The sequence below is a fragment of the Vibrio qingdaonensis genome (genome assembly GCF_026191675.1).
Lineage (GTDB): Bacteria > Pseudomonadota > Gammaproteobacteria > Enterobacterales > Vibrionaceae > Vibrio > Vibrio qingdaonensis.
In genome coordinates this window covers 1-17,767 of record NZ_JAKRRY010000018.1, presented here as the reverse complement: position 1 = coordinate 17,767, position 17,767 = coordinate 1, and the positions used below count along the sequence as shown (strand labels likewise).

The window sequence follows — 17,767 nt, the reverse complement described above, 5'->3', positions numbered from 1 at the left end:
ACGCATAAACGACAAAACCGCACGGTAGCCGTGCGGTTTTCATTCACTGCATTATGCAATGCTCATTATCTGAAGTTACTTTCCATACTCTGGGTAATCATTCAGACCTTCTTCATTGCCACCAAACAACGTATTGTGGTCATGCTCTGCTAGCGGATATTGATGCTGAATTCGCGCGGGTAAATCCGGGTTCGCAACAAAAGGACGACCAAAACCAACCAGATCGGTCATGCCTTCCTCTATCGCTTGCTCCGCGCTTTCTGCGTTATAACGCCCTGCATAAATGAGAACACCTTTAAACGTATCACGTACCGCTTGCTTAAAAGCAACTGGCGTGCCCGGTGCATCGTCCCAATCCACTTCAGCAATGTGTAAGTACACAACATTCAGCTCATTCAACAACGCTGCTGCCGCGGTATACGTTTCCACTGGATTCGCATCCACCGTACCATTTAGCGATGTAAATGGTGCAAGGCGAACACCTACTCGCTCAGCCCCAATCGCATCAATCATGGCTTCGACGACTTCACGCATAAAGCGCAAACGATTTTTTACAGAACCACCATACTCATCCGTACGGTTATTGGCTTCTGAGTCAATGAATTGATTAATTAAGTATCCGTTAGCAGCGTGAAGTTCAATACCATCAAACCCCGATTCTAATGCATTGACGGCAGCTTGACGATACTGGCCAATGACATTCAAAATATCAGATTTGGTCATGACTCGCGGTTCGACAACGTCCACAAACCCCGGCGCTTGCGTTCCATTGTCAATAAATACTTTTACGTTCTCAGCTTTAATCGCTGAAGAAGAAATAGGTTGTTCACCACCGATATTATCTGGGTGAGTCACACGGCCGACATGCCAGAGTTGAGCAAAAATAACGCCGCCGTTGTCATGTACCGCACTCGTTACCTTTTTCCAGCCTGCAATTTGTTCAGGCGAGTAAATCCCCGGAGTCCAAGCATAACCTTGACCTTGAGGGTGAATTTGAGTGCCTTCTGCAACTATCAACCCTGCACTGGCGCGCTGTGCATAATATGTCGCCATCATATCATTGGCGACGTTGCCCGGTTGTGTGGCACGTGAACGCGTCATCGGAGGCATGACGATACGATTCTTTAGTGTAAGAGAACCAAGTTGTAACGGTTGAAATAACGTGTCTTTCATTATGATTTCCTTTAGTTAACTTGGATCAGTTCAATTTGGTAGCCGTCTGGATCAACGACAAAAGCGATGTGGGTACTGCCACCTTTTACCGGACCGGGCTCACGAGTAACTTGACCGCCTTGCTGCTTAATCGCGTCGCACATGGCATAGATATCATCCGTTCCAAGCGCGATGTGACCAAAGGCATTGCCCATTTCGTATTGGTTAGTATCCCAATTAAACGTCAATTCAATCGTCGAACTGCTTGGTTGTCCTGGATACCCGACAAATACCAATGTGTAGCGGTAATCTTTATTGTCGGTTCTATCTAATACCGACATCCCCAACACTTGGGTATAAAACTCGATGGACTTTTCAAGGTTGGCTACTCGTAACATAGTGTGCAGGATTTTCATTTTCGTCATTCTCTATCAAGACGTTCAAGTGGTGAAAGCACCAACCGTAAAACGTTACCAAATTCATACACCCTATTTTAACGGCACTACGACAAGTGTATAATTATCATTAATTTTGAAAATCATAATATTTTGTTATCTAACTGTTGAAGCTTGAAAAGCTAACCGCTAGTGAGGGAGCATTGTTAACAACGCGTCGTACAGCATGGAAAGCCATCATTTAAAACCCAGACACTAACTCGCTAAATAATAATGTTATTTAGCACCCTGCTCTTAACTCTGCTGATATGACGAAAATAAACCATTGACCTCTCTTATTATTCCGCCTACCATTAATCGTCTTTTAACGATTAGAGATACCTGATGACCTCTACTTGCCAACCCACTCTGCAAACCGACTTTACTCCAACGGCGGAAAGAGAGCAGGATGAACACCAGTTTGCTGCGATGTGCAAAGCACTCTCACACCCGGCAAGAATTCGAATCATCAGTATTCTGTCCATATTGGATAAATCCGGTGGTTGCTTAAACAGCGATTTGGTATCTCAGCTTGGTCTTGCCCAATCAACGGTTTCCGAGCATCTGCGCATATTGCGACTCGCGGGTTTTATTAGTGCAGAATCCATTCCACCTAAAATGTGTTACCGCATAAATAGAGATGCCTTTGCAAGCTATGATGCAATGAGCAAGAACATCCTAAATTAATCCTCAAGCATGCTGGCTCTAAGCCATAAACGCGACGTCATGACAGTTACACCGACATGTCGCCTACTGTATAACTTAACCATTCAAATCGTTATTCGACGATGAACGATAATGGAGAGAACCATGAAACCAACCATGAGCTTTTTAGACAGATACCTAACCGTGTGGATTTTTTCTGCTATGGCGATCGGTGTTTTTCTAGGGATTCAGTTCCCACAAATTGAACAATGGAACGAAGCTGTCACCGTCGGAAGCACGAACATCCCCCTAGCGATTGGGCTTATTGTCATGATGTATCCTCCTCTGGCTAAAGTCGATTACCGCTTGCTCGGGGCGACCATGAAAGACAAGCGAGCCATTACACTGTCACTGATCATGAACTGGATTGTCGGTCCTATATTAATGTTTGTACTGGCTTTAGTGTTCTTGGGGGATCATCCTGGCTATATGGTTGGTATTATTTTAATCGGTCTGGCTCGTTGCGTTGCCATGGTATTAGTTTGGAATGATATTGGCGGTGGTAACAAAGAATATGGGGCTGCGCTCGTTGCATTAAACAGTGCATTCCAAATTCTCAGCTACAGCTTTATGGCATGGCTTTTTATCAGTGTCCTTCCTCCTGTCTTTGGCTATGAAGGCATGGTCGTCGATATTTCCATGATTGACATCGCGCACAGTGTACTAATTTACCTTGGCATTCCGTTTATCGCTGGGTTCTTAAGCCGTAAAATCCTTGTATCTATGAAAGGTGAGCACTGGTACAACACCGTATTCATCCCGAAAATTTCGCCCTTAACACTCATCGCGTTACTGGCAACCATTGTCTTGATGTTCAGTCTTAAAGGAGAAATGATTGTTGAATTGCCGATGGATGTGGTGCGAATTGCCATCCCACTGACCATCTATTTTATCTCGATGTTTTTCATTAGTTTCTTCATCGGTAAAAGATTGGGCATCCCTTACGACAAAAATGCCTCCATTGCGTTTACGGCGACAGGCAACAATTTTGAGTTAGCGATTGCTGTATCAATCGCAGTCTTCGGGATTAGCTCAGATCAAGCCTTTGCGGGCGTCATTGGTCCACTGATTGAAGTTCCAGTGCTAATCTACTTGGTGAATGTTGCACTAAAAATGAAGACTCGCTACGATCAAAAGAAATCTGCCGCTCTCGACCATAAGTAGACGGTTTATCCATTCAAAAAAGGGCAGCCTCCTTAGTTAGCTGCCCTTTTCACACTCTCTTGCTGCGCTATGCAGCCGACGTTTTAATAATGGATTAGGTGAAATCGTTATTGGGTCACTTGCTGATACGCCCAGTCAAGCCAAGGCAGTAATGCTTCTAGATCTCGGCTCTCAACCGTTGCACCCGCCCAAATTCGCAATCCTGATGGCGCATCTTTGTATGCACCAATATCGTACCCCGCCATTTCCTTATCTAATAAAGCGACCATCGCTTTGATTTGGGCTTCACTCGCATCTAATGTAAAACAAACACTAGTGTTTGAACGCTGAGTTTCTTCCTTAGCCAAAAAGTGAATCCAAGGCCGAGAGGCGACATAGTTGGTCAATACCGCTAAATTTGCGTGCGACTTTTCAATAGCAGCACTCACACCACCAATATCGGATACCCAGCTTAGTGCATCAAGATAATCTGCGACACACAACATGGATGGTGTATTAATCGTCGCCCCACTAAATAAACCTTCTATGACTTTGCCAGATTGCGTCATTCTAAAGATTTTAGGTAACGGCCAAGGTGGCTGATAAGACTCGAGTCGCTTAATCGCCTTTGGACTCAGCACAACCACACCATGAGCCCCTTCACCACCGAGCACCTTCTGCCAACTAAACGTGGTGACGTCCAGTTTTTCCCATGGCATCTCCATCGCAAAAACGGCAGACGTCGCATCACAAATCGTCAACCCTGTTCTTGATTCACTAATCCAATCTCCATTAGGAACCTTTACGCCCGACGTTGTACCATTCCACGTAAACAGTACGTCATTTTCAGGGTTAGCTTGCGATAAATCAGGCAGTTGACCATACTCCGCCGAATACGCATTCACATCGCTAAGTTTAAGCTGTTTTACAATATCATTGAGCCAACCTGCGCCAAATGACTCCCAATAGAAGACATCAATCGCACGTTGCCCCAACATCGACCACATCACCATTTCCATCGCGCCGGTATCAGAAGCTGGGACGATACCCACTCGATAATCATCCGGAATGCCGAGGATCAATTTGGTTTGTTGAATTGCTTCTGAAAGCGCAGCCTTACCGACAGAAGATCGGTGAGAACGACCTAATGTTGCAAGATTAAGACGGTTAATATCGTAACCAGGGCGTTTCGCGCATGGTCCAGAAGAAAAATTGGGATTGTGGGGTAACACTTGAGGTTTCATAAGCCTCCCTGCTTGTGAACGCATAAATTAGGCTAGCATTCTCTCTCAATTGAATAATTAATCAACCTTGAAACAGCGACTCAGACAAAAAAGGGTAACACCAAACGGTATTACCCTTAATCAATCTTAGCTTGCTCCGACTCTAACCGATATTAGAGAACGGGGAAATCTAACCAACAACGCTCACCGCTGCCTGCATAATAATGCCGCAGATATACGCACCATATGTACCCAGTGCATAACCGAGTACCGCCATCAAAATGCCTACTGGCGCTAGTGCAGGATGGAACGCAGCAGCAACGACTGGCGCAGACGCCGCACCACCAACGTTGGCTTGGCTGCCCACTGCCATAAAGAACAACGGAGCACGAATTAGCTTAGCAACACCAATCATCAACACAGCATGAATAGTTAACCAAGTAATACCAATAAAGAAGTAACCTGGGTTATCCAGTATGGCAGTGACATCCATTTGCATACCAATAGTAGCGACTAGGATATAAATAAATGCAGAACCAATTTTTGATGCACCGGCGTGCTCTAAGGTGCGCGCGCTTTTAAAGGTTGAGGCAATAAGTGCAAACGTAGTCACCAACACAATTAACCAAAAGAAACCAGACGTTAAGCTGTATTTCGCTAGCTCCGGTGCATTAGTCTCAATCCACGGCGCAATTAAGTCGGCGAAGAAGTGTGCTAGACCAGTTAGACCAAAGGCAATCGCCACGACTTTCATCATGTCGGTAGTCGTAATGGGTCTTGCGTTCTCTTTTTCATAATGTGCGACGGTTTCTTTAAGCTCATCAATAGAAGACGTGTCCGCTTTTAACCAAGCGTCAACTTTCTTTTGACGACCCGCCATTATCAGTAAAATTGCCATCCAAATATTAGCGCAGATAACGTCAACGGTAATCATCGCAGAAAACAGCTTGTCATCGACCTCAAAGACCTCTTTCATCGCTGCTTGGTTTGCACCGCCGCCAATCCAAGATCCCGCAACGGTCGTTAGACCACGCCATACATCACCCGCGACTAAGTCTGGATTCACCGCATTGATAATCAGCAATGCAATAGGACCGCCGATGATGATACCAAGTGTCCCAGTTAAAAACATAATGATTGCTTTTGATCCCAAACCAAAGATCTTTCTTAAGTCCGCAGAGACAATCAATAATACGAGCGCGCCAGGAAGAAGGTAGCGACTCGCGACAAAATATAAGTTTGAACTTGAACCGTCAATGACACCGGTCGTGTTCAACAATGATGGGACGAAGTAGCAAAGCAATAAGCCAGGAACAAAAGTATAGAATTTTTTCCAAAACGGATTCTGGCTGCTTTCCGTAATGAATACCCCACCCAAGATTAAGGCAAGCATACCCATTATTACTGCATCATTTGTGACCATTGTTATAGATCTCCATCTGTTCTGTTCTTACGAACATCGTTTATCAACTGGCCGGAGACTATACATGCAAGGTGAATGTGCTACAAATTGTAACAAATAGCTTGAAAAAAAATGCTTGCCAGATACCACATAACACCCGCAAATGGGATCAAACCGTGTTTCTCGTTACCTAATCAACCATTCGATAGTGAGTAAAGCCCAAATAAAACAGCAGAGAATCAGTATGTTAACTGAATAGAACAACAAACATATTTGCATTAATATTCGTGAGTACGGGCTATGATACGATTGTCAGCTTTGCTGACTAATTGGTATGAAACCGCCCACAACGGTTATTTGTTAATCATCTTTTGGATGACATTAATTTGATGTTCATCACATAAAAATAAGTGTTTACGTACAAAAATTGACAGACATGTCTAAAAAGCAGCGATTCCACCAACAATTCAACACAAATTGAGCACCTTTTTGACGATGAAATGACGGACTTGGAAACGGCGTTCTTACATTAGTGACTGTTTTTTCTGATTCTGACAAATCGCTACTGAGTAAACCCGCCAATAACCGCACCCATACGCTATGCATAATAATGAGCGTAGTCTTCAGCGCTTACTCTGCTGCCCATTCCCTATCATCCGTTTTTGCTCTGTCATCTTTATCATTTCGGTATACAACGCTAATCAACGAGCCTTTCTCGAAACGTAGTCTCACTAAATTCACCGAGTACTGGATATTTATACAGCCATGAAATATACTGATTGTACATACAGTATTTAGCGAGGTGTTGTTATGTTGCAAGAAAGACTAGATCGAATCAATGAGCTGCGTAAACAAGCAATGGCTGATCCGAGTTTTGTTCAGTCGGCTGAAGCGCATAGACAGGCTATCCTCTCAGAATATCAAGGTCATCACAGCCAATCATCGCGCAAGCCCAAAACGCTATCAGAACTGTACAGCCGTTATAGCGATAACATTTAATCCGCTAAGATTGACTTGCTCTAATTAGAAACGTTGCATGGATATAGAGGTCATCGGGTATTTAGAGGTAATCGGGTATATGAACACATTTGGTATGATGGAAAGAACCGTATGTTGCAAAAGCTTAGATAGAACAGCGTATGGGAATAGACAGGGTGTGCAGCACTAAGTACCACTTGATCATAGAATCGGGTGTCGAATGGCGAGATTATCATCGTATACGACCAACCCACTTACCTGGCATCGCTTGTGTAAGTGGGATCATTAAGCCTGTAATTTGAATGATGCTGGAATGGGTTCAGACGGGGTCTTAACCAACATATGTTAGGGCATCTGTTCTTTACGCTCCACCTTGCATTCATATGAACCCATTTCAAACTCACGACATATCCAAGGTCGATTTTCATAGATCGTGCACATGTAAGTCTCACGATCAAGCGCCGAACACCAACCGTCATCCAACCGTAACATCGTTTCCGCTCCCCATTGATCATAAGCAATATGTTCTTCGGGAACACCGGTATCAGTAATGATCATCACTTCCAAGCGGCAACAGCAAGCGTGACAGTTTGAACAAGTCACTTCCGATTCTTCTGTGATGTTCTGTATTTGAATGGTCATAAAATTCTGCGATCAATAATTCTGCAATCTATAGTGATGCGCATAATACCTTAAACTTTGTCTTATCGGTATTACTCAATAATTTGGTAGTGCCTTATCACATTAACGGTCACCTTACCCCATTCAGAGGCTTTAACACGAGCTTGATGACGTTCAAATGCAAAGCGATCACGGAACTCTTCATAAACATGAAAGCGAGCTTGGTCGTGCTCATCTGGCTCTACCTCAAAAACTAAACACCCTTCTTCTTTAAGTGTCAGTTTTTTATGAATCACTAACGCCTCTACCACCTCTTTTCTCGTTTCAATTGGCACGACAATGTGGCCTTTCAATATTACTTTTGACACGTCTATCCTCATTATTGTCTTAATTAAATTACAGATGCGGTCATCCTAATCCAATCGGCAATGACGCTTATACATTTCTTATAATACCAACGCTTTCATGATCGATAACATCGCTTCACTCGCATTGTTACTTTATCAATGGCTAGATATCGGTATAATCGCCGCCCTAGTGATATCACTCCCCCATTTGTAAGCGAGTCTCCAATGTCAAAGTTGTTTTTTAAAGGTCGAATCGATACCAGACACAATCATGTTATGTCTGGCTATAACGTCAATCGTGACGTAAAAGCAGGCACGGACGAAGCGCCAATCTCAATCGTGGTGAATACTGCAGAACGCCAAACGGAAGTGGAACTGCAGTTGGCAGAAGCTGAGATTGTCGCCAACATTACCCTTGATGCATCAGCTGAAGAAAATATCGTTGAGCTTGAAACGCTACTTAATAAGCCAAAAACCACGACATTTGAGAAAACACCGAACCGTAACGATCCATGTTTGTGCGGCAGTGGCAAAAAATATAAAAAGTGTTGTGCGTAACACCCTGAACATTCCCATCATAGAATAGAGTCTATTGATGATTTGTCTTTCGCTTAAATATACTAGAATCATGGTTATCTAAGCGAAAGTACCTTCATGTATCACGCTAAGTACCCCCATAACAACACGGTTAACTCGTAATCCGTCTTTATGATCATTAGTTAAGCTCAATGAGCAAGCTGTAATAAGTCCCACTTATTTCCGTATAAGTCTTCAAAAACCACAACAATACCATACTCTTCTTCACGAGGAGCTTCATGAAACATCACGCCGTTATGCTTCATTAATTCATAATCTCGCCAAAAATCATTCGTTTGTAAAAATAGAAACACACGGCCACCACTTTGATTGCCTACAGCCTGGCGCTGATGCTCACCACTTGCTTGCGCAAGTAACAGATTGGTTCCGTCTGAATTAGGTGGCGAAATTTGCACCCAACGCTTGCCCCCTCCTAAATCGGTGTCTTCAACAACTGTGAATTGCAGTTTTTTTGTATAGAACTCGATAGCATCGTCGTAACTCTCAACAACTAATGCCACATTACCAATCTGCTGTTTAATAGATGCTGTCATTTTCGTTCCCATATTAAAGTTATCTTATTTTACCCATCAACTAATTATGAGTTAACACTTCTGTCACTCTCTGTCGAAGCCGTGGAATCACCGTATCTTTAAACCACGGGTTGCGCTTTAACCATCGATTATTTCTAGGGCTTGGATGAGGTAATGGCAGCACATCAGGCCAATAGTCTTGCCAGTGACTGACGACTTCTGTCAAAGTCTTACGCGACGAAGGGAGGTGATAAGCCATCGCATACTGACCAATCACAAGGGTTAGCTCGACATTAGGTAATGACGCCAACACTAACGCTCGCCACGTCGCGGCGCAAATTGGTTTAGGCGGTAAATCCCCTGTTTTTCCTGTCCCTGGGTAGCAAAACCCCATGGGTACAATGGCAAAGCAGTCAGGGTTATAAAACGTCTCCTTAGAGACACCCAGCCACTCCCTTAATCGTTCACCACTTGGGTCATTAAATGGCAATCCGGTTTCATGCACGCGCTTTCCTGGCGCTTGACCAGCAATAAGAATTCGCGACGTCTCACTCATTTGAATAATAGGGTTAGGGCCTAAAGGCAACGAATCAATGCAAACTGAACATTGCTGGATATCTCGAATCAGTATTTCGTTTGACTTCATGATGTCGCCTCCCCCTACAAATCATCAAATTATCCCGCTACAACTGCAGGCGACATGGGCTCAATGTCTATGTAAAGCCCATGCTGTTCGGCTTAGACCATAAACCGCATGATCAATAATTCTACCGTTCAAGTTCTCACTACGGGTAATAGTTCCTTCATGTACGAAACCTAAACGTTCAGCGACACCTCGACTAGCCTCATTCTCTATCGCAGCCGATATTTCCACTTTTTCCATCGCTAACTCTAAAAAAGCGATCTCTATCAGTTTAGCCACTGATTTTGTGACAATACCGTTGCCTTGATACTCCGCACTAAGCCAATACCCAATCTCAACCTTTTTTAAACTCCGATTAATGGTGTTAAAGCTAGTATTGCCAACCACTTTACCTTGCCAAATCATCGCGCAAGTCATAGATTTCCCTTCAGCATAATCGTGCAACGAACGTTGAATAAAACCTAAGAAAAAAGCCTCATCATGGGCGAGTATCGGCCAAGCTAACCACTGAGATAAGTAATCACGTTCACAAACGACAATATCCAAATACAACTGAGCAAACTTGGGCTCCACTAACGCCAGATCTAAGTTGTCATCCACTTCCATCACAAACATACTTTTTCCCTCGATGGTTTTTCTTTTCCGTTCATTCTAATGAAACCTGCCACCGCTAACAACGCAACCAAAATCACCCCATACCACGTAAACTCATACCCAAACTTATCAATAGAATAACCGACTAGAATGAAGCTTGGCATCAGTAACACACTGCGCATTGTCATTAGTACGCCTTGAATCCGTCCCCTATGGCTAACAGGGGATTGATTCGCCAAATACACCCCTTCCTTTGTCAATAACAGCACTTCACCAGCCGACAAGAAAAACCAAGCGACAAAAATTACTGGGATGTTCGAGGCTCCCATAATTAACGCGTAACCCAACGCAAACATAAACCCGGCATAGACTAAACTCATCGTTTCTGTTTTCGACGACGTTAGTGTGATCAACCAAGGTGTCAAAATCACAACCACGACACAAGCGAATGTCATAAGCTGGCCAAATATAACCGGGCCATCAGCACCGTAAAGAGCGCTGAGGTAGAGCGGACTCGCCATCGTCATTTGATTTAGCGCAAACCACAACAATCCACATAACAACGTAAAAACAATCAATCTTGGGCGCTCTCTGAGCACAGACCAAACCGTCCCTTCAACGGGTTTTTCAAGATCACTATTCCCAATTGCATGCTCTATTTGAGGGACTTTAACCAACATAGCTACAACGGCTATACCGACCAAGGTCGCTATCCCATTACCCCAATAAATCCAGCGAGTATGTGCCCAAAAAAGATACCCGGCGATGATCGGCCCAACTGCAGAGCCTAAATTGTAAGTCAGGTAACTCAATGATATGACAGCGTCTCGATTAGTAGGCGAAGAGAGATCGGCCACTAGCGCATTACTCGCGGGAAGGGCTATACCAAGACAGAAATACGCCATCAATAACAAGGTGGGCACTAAAGTGACAGATTCAGGATAGAAACCACATATCATCAGAAATAGTGACCCAACACCTTCACCGACAACCATAACCCTCTTATGACCAAAATGATCAGAGAGCTTTCCACCAATAAATCCGCCCATTAAGAATGCGGCGGTCACCAGCATAGCCAAAGAGCCGGCGACGGTTGCGCTATAACCCAGCTTTTCGGTAAGCAATAGCACCAAAAATGGGATAATAAAATTGCCCATTCCTAAAATAGCTCGCGCTATTGCAATATAATAAACAGAGTGAGGAAGCCCTGCATACATTGAAATGGATTTTGTTAATTTACGATACATCCTAATTGTCTCTAATCATCTATATTACTTCTAATAGTCACATTCTCCCAAACCTACTCAACCGTCACGGGGCCGAACAAAGCCATTCGTACTTTACCATTAGGATTTACGGCAAAACGAAACAGCGATTTAGCACAGAAAAGCTAATATAAAACACAAAATACCAACGGAAATACACCGGCAAGAAAAAACTTCGTACTTAGCGTTGTACGTACTAATTTGGTGACAATATAAGACTTAGGATCTGTATTTTCTATTAATTGACTAGCCGCGACGCCGGCAACATTATTGGGGTCACTGTATCCAACTTTATGACCAGAAAAAGAAAAAAACGCGCCAAGCCCAAACAAAATTAACATAGTATAGAAAGCATAATCACTAGCAAAGTTGAGCCTAACCAATCCCGTTGTCAGCTGAAATAGAAACACCAATAGTAATGAGGCAGCATTGGAGAGCGTTATAAAAATGAAAATCTTGGACATTGTCATCTCACTGTGATTCATCGGTATGTACGTCGTTACTCGCCTCACGCCAAACAGGACAGGCACGAAGAAATCTGCAAATATATAAACCTATAACGCCGCGAGCACCGTTTCCTTTATCTGGCCGATTACAACACTGGCATTACGAAAATTTATCGATATCAATATGGTATTTATCCAAGACTTCTTGCATCTGTAGCTTCTTCTGACCAGCAGCAACCGCCATCACTTTTGCCGTCACATCTGATATTTCGCCTTTCGTTATTCCCGCCTTTTTGGCTTCAAGTAAATAATAACGAGTACAAGGCAAGCAATTCATTGCCATTGCGGCAGATAAACCCACTAATAACTCGGTTTTGGTATCTAAATGATCGTTATTATGAGTCGAACGATAAAATGCGCCATAAGCGTCTTGGTGCTTTCCTAGCATATAATCTCCATATTCAATCCTGAAAATCAGGACCATTAATTACTATCATACTGAATGCTTCACTCGCACTCTGTGAGAAAACGAAGGTTTTGACAAACTGTTACCAAAGCCTTGTTAATTGGGCTCATCACTTAGTTATCTCATGCATAGTGCATAGTGCATAGTGAATAGTGAATAGTGAATAGTGAATAGTGAATAGTGAATAGTGAATGCTATTATCTGCCTCCAGCAATATCAATAAATGTACCCGTGCCATAAAGCGCTTGTCTGAGTAATGATACGCGCCGTGACCACCTTACTTTTTCCGCACCTTACATTTGGTTAAACTTATGTTTCACATTTAACAGATGCGCAACCATCACAAACCCACTACTGTTAGTAGCACGTTAATCACATGAAGTGGAAAAAATGAAAGTACTTATTCAATATACTCAAGCTGGCAAATATAGAGATCAGGCTTGGGAAGCGTTAACTCTAAGAACCGAAGGAAAAATCCAAGCTGTTACACCTTCATATGCCGCGCAATTAATTGAGCAGAATAAAGCCAGCTTAGTCATTTCTGAAGACGAACAACTCGTCGTTCACGTGTAGTGTCTATTCAAAAGAGCTCAATAATTAGAGCTCTTTCCCCTTCCAAACCGTGCATCCACCACACCTAATCCCTTAAGCTATGTGTTGAGAGTTTTAATGAATTTTGCTGGTGTACCACCAAATAAAGAGTCTGGTTCAACGTCTTTAGTGACGACTGAACCTGCGGCGATAACCGAACGGGCTCCAATCGTCACACCTTGGCAGATCACAACATTGCCACCAATCCAGACATCATCTTCAACAGTAATCGGTAGAGATTGCACCTCCCATTTTCGACGATCACGATAATCAAGAGAATGCGTTGGCGTGTAAAACTGAGTACTTGGACCGACGAGTACGTTATTACCAATACTTATGGGAGCGTTATCCAACATCGTCACACCCATATTTATATAGGTATTTTCACCAATTGAAATAGTTTTGCCGTATTCACATAAAAATGGTGGGCAAACAACACTATTCTCACCCAATTGTTTCAACAACTGTTCGACATATGGCCTTGCAGGCTCAAACTGTCGTTGATTGATACTTTGCAATAGGTCGAATGCTCGTTTTCTTAAAATATCGAACTCTGGGCTGTAGGCGTCATACTCAATACCAAGGCACATCTTTTCAAATTCATTCATATCGTTACTACCAGGTCGGTTATTACAACGTCAATATAACGAATTGGTCATTATGTACATTGCGATGGGTCACTCATCACCACTAATTGACGTAAGAGTGACACTTACTTAAGGCACTCTGCGTGTTGAGCCATTAAGTTATCACATTAGAACACCATGACATGATCGACCAAAAACCGACCATCTTGATAGACTAAAACCATCTCTGCGACATACTCACCTTCAGCCTTCGAGCATGCTCAGCCCATTTTATCTTGCTCTGAAAATCGACTAAATCTGGCTCTAATGCAACAGTCTTGTCGTAACCATCATTTAAACTGAGCTCGAAGTTTAAATCTCGGATGTCAATTTGTTGCACTTCATGCTTGCCTGTTGCAGCAGCAACATATTCTTCAGCCAATGATTTACATAGACTTGCACGCTTTGGATTCGCGTTGATCACTAGTACCTTTTTCATACACTTTACTATCCATACTGATTAAGAAAGTTCAGTGTAAACTCTAACCTATAGGTCAGAGTCAAGGCCGTAAATACATCTCTCAATGGAATTCCGATAATTCTTAATACGCGCTTTTTTAAATTTTAACTCGTCGATTTCTCTCTCAATCATTGCGTGTTTTTTTGTTGGCAGACTTTATATCCCTTAAATTTAAAGCCAGCTTTATCGTTCAACACTTGGGAAAAAATACATATATTTTCTTATAAAGCTCAATTTGACGACATAAGCGTGGCAAAGTGGTTTGAAAATATCTGAAAATTGGTTACATAGTATCCATCGCCATTTGGAATAGTCGATACCTTTACTACCCCTTTTCCATTTTCAAAAGTAGCTTGAACTTCATAGTTAGAGAACTCATACTGACCTTTAGCCGTCGAAGCGGCTGATTTCGAAGATACCCACTTTGATTCTTCGATCGTTTTAAGCGACCCCATATTACTTAGTAACGATATTGCTTGAGCCCCTTCTTTAGTCTCCAAATATTCGACAAGCTCCGGGTGAAGGTGCAGTTTAAATTCGCTTAGGTCCTCTGTATTAAAGCTCCAAACCACATCTTTAATGTAAGTTTGAGCAATAGCATCTTGCTCGGCCCCTTTAAACCGCACATAAACTTGCAAAAACGCCATTCCAATGGCACCAATCACTGCAATTACAAACAGCACCACCATTACTCTAGCCATAATTTTTATCATAAATTTCCCTTTACGCGCCCATTCCCGACTTAATACCTAGCGCTGACGACTGATACTACCAATCTCACGCAGATTCCAACCAAATCCGCCAAGCTTTACGGTTCCACTTAAATAATTGGTTATGTCTTAACTATTAACGCTGTACCACACGCTGCCAATACACTGCCTGAAATCCTATTTAACCATACCTTTGAGTGGTTACCCTTCAGTAGCCCTCCCGCTTTAGACGCCACGATGGCATAACCGCTTAATACGCCACCAACGGATAATGTCGATATTATAATGATTGAGAGCACGTCAATCACACTAATGGATTGCAAATCTACGAATGCAGGGAAAAAGCCCATATAAAATAGAATGGCCTTAGGATTAGAAAGAGTCATCAATAAACCAGCGACGACACTTGAACCATTGTTATTGGTTTCTCTAAAATTTGAATCGCCGCTGTCAGACCAAGTTTTATAAGCAAGCCAAAAAAGATACGCAGCACCAATGTATTTCAACACGTTCGCAAACTCACCGAGCAAAGTTGAAACTACGGATAGCCCCATAAGCGCAAGAAAAATAAACACATAATCTGCGAAAAGCACGCCAAGTACCACGAGAAGCCCCTGCTTCCAGCCATAAGATACCGAACGAGATGCCACGGCGAGTACACTAGGCCCCGGTATTGCAGCTGATAGGATCATTGCAATAGATAAAGTCATTACTGCTGTAATAGTCACAGGGCCCTCCATAGACCTAACACTAAAATATTGCGCTTTAAACACAAATCCAATATGGAACTGAAAATACCCGCTCGTCTCGGATCAACTACAGAGTCGCCGTTAACTTACTTGTTATACACACTTTCACCCAACAATATATTGGTAATATACGGCTCATGGATTTTGACATATTGAATGTCTGCTCGGTAAGCCAAGTGATGCCCATCTTCGATATTTTCAATAAAAGCTTGGTTACCATTACTCGCTTCATTGTGCATATGGTCTACCAAAGCTTGAATTCTGTCAGTCATTGCTTTCACTAAAACCCGACGATCGACGTCAAGCAAACCATAAGCATCGCAAAACTGTTTGGCTCGTATAGACTGAGACTCTATGTTCCCCATCGCATCATATTCATGCGTTTTGAATGGAGCCCAGCAATACACAGCATAAGCAATATCCCAAACTCTCGGCGCGGGATGCGCAGTATCAAAGTCGATAATACCCACCGTTTCTGAGCCGGACAGTGAAACATTATATGGCGCATAGTCTCCGTGACAGACCACTTCCATTGGCTCTCTACTAGGGAGCGGCCACGCTAATGTTTCATTCGAATACTTTGATAAAAACGAGCTAGATGCATCATGGTATAAACGAAGAAGTTTAGCCGCAGAAGTCAGTGCTTGAGTCGTAGCAATGCGACCTTTCAGCGGATAATTGAAAACATCACCGTCGATATAAGACAGCATTTCATTGCCTTTACCATCGAAACCATAAGGCTGAGGCGCTGCATGAAAGCCACGTTTAGCGATATGCGATAATAAGCAATGTATGGTTTCAGACCACTTGCCACGTGGTCGATAAATCATAGTATTTGAACGAAAGATCTGACCTTTGCGTCCGCCTTGAAGCTCTTCCATCGGTATCCTTGTGTCATGTATCTTGCACTTACAAACACTAAGCGCCTTATTATGCCTGTGTGATCGCTATATTAAGCAAACACTATTTATTGTTTTCCTTGCCCTGTAAATACGCTTCATACTTTCTAGAAACCCATTGATGAATATGAAACCCCGTTTTACGAACAAGATACCAATCTACAACAGCTAAAATTACGAAACCAATTATAGTCCCCATCAGAAACCCTCCATAAACATCAATGCGTAACTCTATAAAATAGTTAACAAAAGCTGTGAACCTAAACAGACTATTTATGTTAGTTCTGGCTCCTTTCCCTAACTACGCAAAGTACTGAGGTCTAGCGAATGATATGACTCCCTCTACCCGACACTCTGCGTGCCATATTTACTCAATACACGCAAAAGAACTGTAGGCTACTATGTCCAGCATTCAAACTATTGGCATTGACTTCGCCAAGAATGTGTTCAGTATTCACGGCGCTGATGCATATGGCAAGTACGTCCTACGCAAAACTCTTAAAAAGAACAAACTCTTAGACACATTCACCAATTTACATCTCTTCCTTATCGGTATGGGGACTTGCTCTAGTGCTCACCATTGGGCAAGCGAGTAGTACAGAGTGGATAGGACCGTCATGTACATGGCAAGATGTCAGCGAGACAATGCAGCCCTATTTACAAAGTAGCTTCTGGACGATTACTTGCCGTCGGTAAACCTAGAAAAGGAGCAATAGTTGCCGGTATGAGAAAGATGGTTGTGACTCTCAATTCTATGCTGAGAGATGGGGTTATGTGAGACGAGAGCAGCGCCAATAATTAACGATTGACGCCATAGTCTCTTGTTAGTTGCCTACGCCCCTACTCTCTTATTTGCACCAAAGATGCTCATTGCTTGCCGCAAACTAAATTACTATCACCACGCAGTACTTGATAGCTGACAGAACTGACATCTTTCGATTAATGCGAGTTGGCGCGAAAAAGAAACCACCAAAGTCACTGAAAAACGGGTTGAGGAAGATGTTACTTTCGTTGCTCACGGACGGACACAAAAAGCAGTTCCGCGAAACCTCGAGGGCTAAAGCGAATGACGCTTTCGCGCTGCCACCGGAAAGAAAGTTAAGCAGTGGGGCTTGTCGCTGCATAGCTAAAGGGACAATGATTTGACCACTAAATTTCTAAGTGCAACTAACGCCCTGCTAAGTGGCGCTAACGATTAACTTGC

Annotated in this window: 22 protein-coding genes and 1 pseudogene; 6 read left to right on the top strand and 17 right to left on the bottom strand. The window is 43.0% G+C overall.

Features of this window, described 5'->3' with window-relative positions:
• Positions 1–75 precede the first annotated feature (75 nt).
• The gene (locus tag MD535_RS13915) at positions 76–1,173 is read right to left on the bottom strand and encodes an alkene reductase (protein ID WP_265675629.1); all 1,098 of its coding nucleotides are present in this window, start codon (positions 1,171–1,173) and stop codon (positions 76–78) included.
• An 11-nt stretch (positions 1,174–1,184) separates the two neighbouring features.
• Positions 1,185–1,568 carry a lactoylglutathione lyase gene (gloA, locus tag MD535_RS13910; protein WP_265675628.1) on the bottom strand — a complete coding sequence of 128 codons (384 nt, stop codon included), beginning with the start codon at positions 1,566–1,568 and terminating at the stop codon, positions 1,185–1,187.
• Positions 1,569–1,931: 363 nt separating this feature from the next.
• Here gloA and MD535_RS13905 point away from each other — a divergent pair, with 363 nt between their 5' ends.
• On the top strand, positions 1,932–2,273 hold the full coding sequence (locus tag MD535_RS13905) for an ArsR/SmtB family transcription factor (protein WP_265675627.1): 342 nt from the start codon (positions 1,932–1,934) through the stop codon (positions 2,271–2,273).
• 123 nt (positions 2,274–2,396) lie between these two features.
• The gene (gene arsB / locus MD535_RS13900; protein WP_265675626.1) at positions 2,397–3,455 is read left to right on the top strand and encodes an ACR3 family arsenite efflux transporter; all 1,059 of its coding nucleotides are present in this window, start codon (positions 2,397–2,399) and stop codon (positions 3,453–3,455) included.
• Between the two features lie 107 nt (positions 3,456–3,562).
• On the opposite strand, the gene MD535_RS13895 is transcribed toward arsB, so the two are convergent.
• Together MD535_RS13895 and MD535_RS13890 are read right to left on the bottom strand one after the other, a co-directional pair.
• On the bottom strand, positions 3,563–4,678 hold the full coding sequence (locus MD535_RS13895; protein WP_265675625.1) for a phosphoserine transaminase: 1,116 nt from the start codon (positions 4,676–4,678) through the stop codon (positions 3,563–3,565).
• Between the two features lie 169 nt (positions 4,679–4,847).
• The gene (locus MD535_RS13890) at positions 4,848–6,080 is read right to left on the bottom strand and encodes a DUF819 family protein (RefSeq protein WP_265675624.1); all 1,233 of its coding nucleotides are present in this window, start codon (positions 6,078–6,080) and stop codon (positions 4,848–4,850) included.
• A gap of 789 nt (positions 6,081–6,869) precedes the next feature.
• On the opposite strand from MD535_RS13890, the gene MD535_RS13885 reads away from it, so the two are divergent.
• The gene (locus tag MD535_RS13885) at positions 6,870–7,058 is read left to right on the top strand and encodes a hypothetical protein (protein WP_265675623.1); all 189 of its coding nucleotides are present in this window, start codon (positions 6,870–6,872) and stop codon (positions 7,056–7,058) included.
• A 324-nt stretch (positions 7,059–7,382) separates the two neighbouring features.
• Here the strand turns inward: MD535_RS13885 and MD535_RS13880 are convergent, their stop codons facing one another.
• Together MD535_RS13880 and MD535_RS13875 are read right to left on the bottom strand one after the other, a co-directional pair.
• Entirely contained in the window at positions 7,383–7,679 is a 297-nt protein-coding gene (locus MD535_RS13880) for a YkgJ family cysteine cluster protein (RefSeq protein ID WP_250619430.1), read from the bottom strand.
• A gap of 71 nt (positions 7,680–7,750) precedes the next feature.
• The gene (locus MD535_RS13875) at positions 7,751–8,026 is read right to left on the bottom strand and encodes a putative quinol monooxygenase (RefSeq protein ID WP_265675622.1); all 276 of its coding nucleotides are present in this window, start codon (positions 8,024–8,026) and stop codon (positions 7,751–7,753) included.
• Between the two features lie 204 nt (positions 8,027–8,230).
• On the opposite strand from MD535_RS13875, the gene MD535_RS13870 reads away from it, so the two are divergent.
• Complete coding sequence (locus MD535_RS13870; protein ID WP_265675621.1) at positions 8,231–8,563, top strand: PBPRA1643 family SWIM/SEC-C metal-binding motif protein; 333 nt, start codon at positions 8,231–8,233, stop codon at positions 8,561–8,563.
• Between the two features lie 167 nt (positions 8,564–8,730).
• Here MD535_RS13870 and MD535_RS13865 read toward each other — a convergent pair whose 3' ends face one another.
• From MD535_RS13865 to MD535_RS13840, 6 genes are all read right to left on the bottom strand, one after another.
• Complete coding sequence (locus MD535_RS13865) at positions 8,731–9,135, bottom strand: VOC family protein (protein ID WP_265675620.1); 405 nt, start codon at positions 9,133–9,135, stop codon at positions 8,731–8,733.
• Positions 9,136–9,175: 40 nt separating this feature from the next.
• Positions 9,176–9,760, bottom strand: coding sequence for a uracil-DNA glycosylase family protein (locus MD535_RS13860; RefSeq protein ID WP_265675619.1), 585 nt, complete (start codon positions 9,758–9,760; stop codon positions 9,176–9,178).
• Between the two features lie 60 nt (positions 9,761–9,820).
• Positions 9,821–10,372: a GNAT family N-acetyltransferase gene (locus tag MD535_RS13855; RefSeq protein WP_265675618.1), complete on the bottom strand. Its 552-nt coding sequence runs from the start codon at positions 10,370–10,372 to the stop codon at positions 9,821–9,823.
• Positions 10,363–11,598 (bottom strand): MFS transporter, encoded by a 1,236-nt coding sequence (locus tag MD535_RS13850; RefSeq protein WP_265675617.1) that lies wholly within the window; start codon positions 11,596–11,598, stop codon positions 10,363–10,365. Before MD535_RS13850 ends, MD535_RS13855 begins: the two co-directional genes overlap by 10 nt.
• 143 nt (positions 11,599–11,741) lie before the next feature.
• Positions 11,742–12,080, bottom strand: coding sequence for a hypothetical protein (locus MD535_RS13845; RefSeq protein WP_265675616.1), 339 nt, complete (start codon positions 12,078–12,080; stop codon positions 11,742–11,744).
• A gap of 142 nt (positions 12,081–12,222) precedes the next feature.
• Positions 12,223–12,510, bottom strand: coding sequence for a carboxymuconolactone decarboxylase family protein (locus MD535_RS13840; RefSeq protein ID WP_265675615.1), 288 nt, complete (start codon positions 12,508–12,510; stop codon positions 12,223–12,225).
• A 408-nt stretch (positions 12,511–12,918) separates the two neighbouring features.
• On the opposite strand from MD535_RS13840, the gene MD535_RS13835 reads away from it, so the two are divergent.
• Positions 12,919–13,101, top strand: coding sequence for a hypothetical protein (locus MD535_RS13835; RefSeq protein WP_265675614.1), 183 nt, complete (start codon positions 12,919–12,921; stop codon positions 13,099–13,101).
• Between the two features lie 77 nt (positions 13,102–13,178).
• On the opposite strand, the gene MD535_RS13830 is transcribed toward MD535_RS13835, so the two are convergent.
• The 5 genes from MD535_RS13830 to MD535_RS13810 form a co-directional block, all read right to left on the bottom strand.
• Positions 13,179–13,727, bottom strand: coding sequence for a sugar O-acetyltransferase (locus MD535_RS13830; protein WP_265675613.1), 549 nt, complete (start codon positions 13,725–13,727; stop codon positions 13,179–13,181).
• Positions 13,728–13,920: 193 nt separating this feature from the next.
• Complete coding sequence (locus tag MD535_RS26315; protein WP_390902934.1) at positions 13,921–14,184, bottom strand: NAD(P)H-dependent oxidoreductase; 264 nt, start codon at positions 14,182–14,184, stop codon at positions 13,921–13,923.
• 251 nt (positions 14,185–14,435) lie between these two features.
• A complete protein-coding gene (locus MD535_RS13820; RefSeq protein WP_265675612.1) occupies positions 14,436–14,918 on the bottom strand; it encodes a hypothetical protein in 483 nt (160 codons plus the stop codon).
• 119 nt (positions 14,919–15,037) lie between these two features.
• A complete protein-coding gene (locus tag MD535_RS13815; protein ID WP_265675611.1) occupies positions 15,038–15,643 on the bottom strand; it encodes a LysE family translocator in 606 nt (201 codons plus the stop codon).
• A gap of 107 nt (positions 15,644–15,750) precedes the next feature.
• The gene (locus tag MD535_RS13810) at positions 15,751–16,545 is read right to left on the bottom strand and encodes a phosphotransferase (RefSeq protein WP_265675610.1); all 795 of its coding nucleotides are present in this window, start codon (positions 16,543–16,545) and stop codon (positions 15,751–15,753) included.
• Between the two features lie 626 nt (positions 16,546–17,171).
• Here MD535_RS13810 and MD535_RS13805 point away from each other — a divergent pair.
• Positions 17,172–17,341, top strand: a pseudogene (locus tag MD535_RS13805) (IS110 family transposase); the annotation flags it as partial.
• Positions 17,342–17,767: the final 426 nt, after the last annotated feature.

Excerpts from the sequence above, each read along its gene's own strand:
- MD535_RS13885 (WP_265675623.1), top strand. The coding sequence starts at position 6,870 with ATGTTGCAAGAAAGACTAGATCGAATCAATGAGCTGCGTAAACAAGCA.
- MD535_RS13835 (WP_265675614.1), top strand. The coding sequence starts at position 12,919 with ATGAAAGTACTTATTCAATATACTCAAGCTGGCAAATATAGAGATCAG.
- MD535_RS13855 (WP_265675618.1), bottom strand. The coding sequence starts at position 10,372 with ATGTTTGTGATGGAAGTGGATGACAACTTAGATCTGGCGTTAGTGGAG.
- MD535_RS13895 (WP_265675625.1), bottom strand. The coding sequence starts at position 4,678 with ATGAAACCTCAAGTGTTACCCCACAATCCCAATTTTTCTTCTGGACCA.
- MD535_RS13820 (WP_265675612.1), bottom strand. The coding sequence starts at position 14,918 with ATGATAAAAATTATGGCTAGAGTAATGGTGGTGCTGTTTGTAATTGCA.
- MD535_RS26315 (WP_390902934.1), bottom strand. The coding sequence starts at position 14,184 with ATGAAAAAGGTACTAGTGATCAACGCGAATCCAAAGCGTGCAAGTCTA.
- MD535_RS13850 (WP_265675617.1), bottom strand. The coding sequence starts at position 11,598 with ATGTATCGTAAATTAACAAAATCCATTTCAATGTATGCAGGGCTTCCT.
- MD535_RS13845 (WP_265675616.1), bottom strand. The coding sequence starts at position 12,080 with ATGTCCAAGATTTTCATTTTTATAACGCTCTCCAATGCTGCCTCATTA.
- MD535_RS13830 (WP_265675613.1), bottom strand. The coding sequence starts at position 13,727 with ATGAATGAATTTGAAAAGATGTGCCTTGGTATTGAGTATGACGCCTAC.
- MD535_RS13905 (WP_265675627.1), top strand. The coding sequence starts at position 1,932 with ATGACCTCTACTTGCCAACCCACTCTGCAAACCGACTTTACTCCAACG.
- MD535_RS13880 (WP_250619430.1), bottom strand. The coding sequence starts at position 7,679 with ATGACCATTCAAATACAGAACATCACAGAAGAATCGGAAGTGACTTGT.
- MD535_RS13840 (WP_265675615.1), bottom strand. The coding sequence starts at position 12,510 with ATGCTAGGAAAGCACCAAGACGCTTATGGCGCATTTTATCGTTCGACT.
- MD535_RS13865 (WP_265675620.1), bottom strand. The coding sequence starts at position 9,135 with ATGACAGCATCTATTAAACAGCAGATTGGTAATGTGGCATTAGTTGTT.
- gloA (WP_265675628.1), bottom strand. The coding sequence starts at position 1,568 with ATGAAAATCCTGCACACTATGTTACGAGTAGCCAACCTTGAAAAGTCC.
- MD535_RS13870 (WP_265675621.1), top strand. The coding sequence starts at position 8,231 with ATGTCAAAGTTGTTTTTTAAAGGTCGAATCGATACCAGACACAATCAT.
- MD535_RS13890 (WP_265675624.1), bottom strand. The coding sequence starts at position 6,080 with ATGGTCACAAATGATGCAGTAATAATGGGTATGCTTGCCTTAATCTTG.
- MD535_RS13810 (WP_265675610.1), bottom strand. The coding sequence starts at position 16,545 with ATGGAAGAGCTTCAAGGCGGACGCAAAGGTCAGATCTTTCGTTCAAAT.
- MD535_RS13915 (WP_265675629.1), bottom strand. The coding sequence starts at position 1,173 with ATGAAAGACACGTTATTTCAACCGTTACAACTTGGTTCTCTTACACTA.
- MD535_RS13860 (WP_265675619.1), bottom strand. The coding sequence starts at position 9,760 with ATGAAGTCAAACGAAATACTGATTCGAGATATCCAGCAATGTTCAGTT.
- arsB (WP_265675626.1), top strand. The coding sequence starts at position 2,397 with ATGAAACCAACCATGAGCTTTTTAGACAGATACCTAACCGTGTGGATT.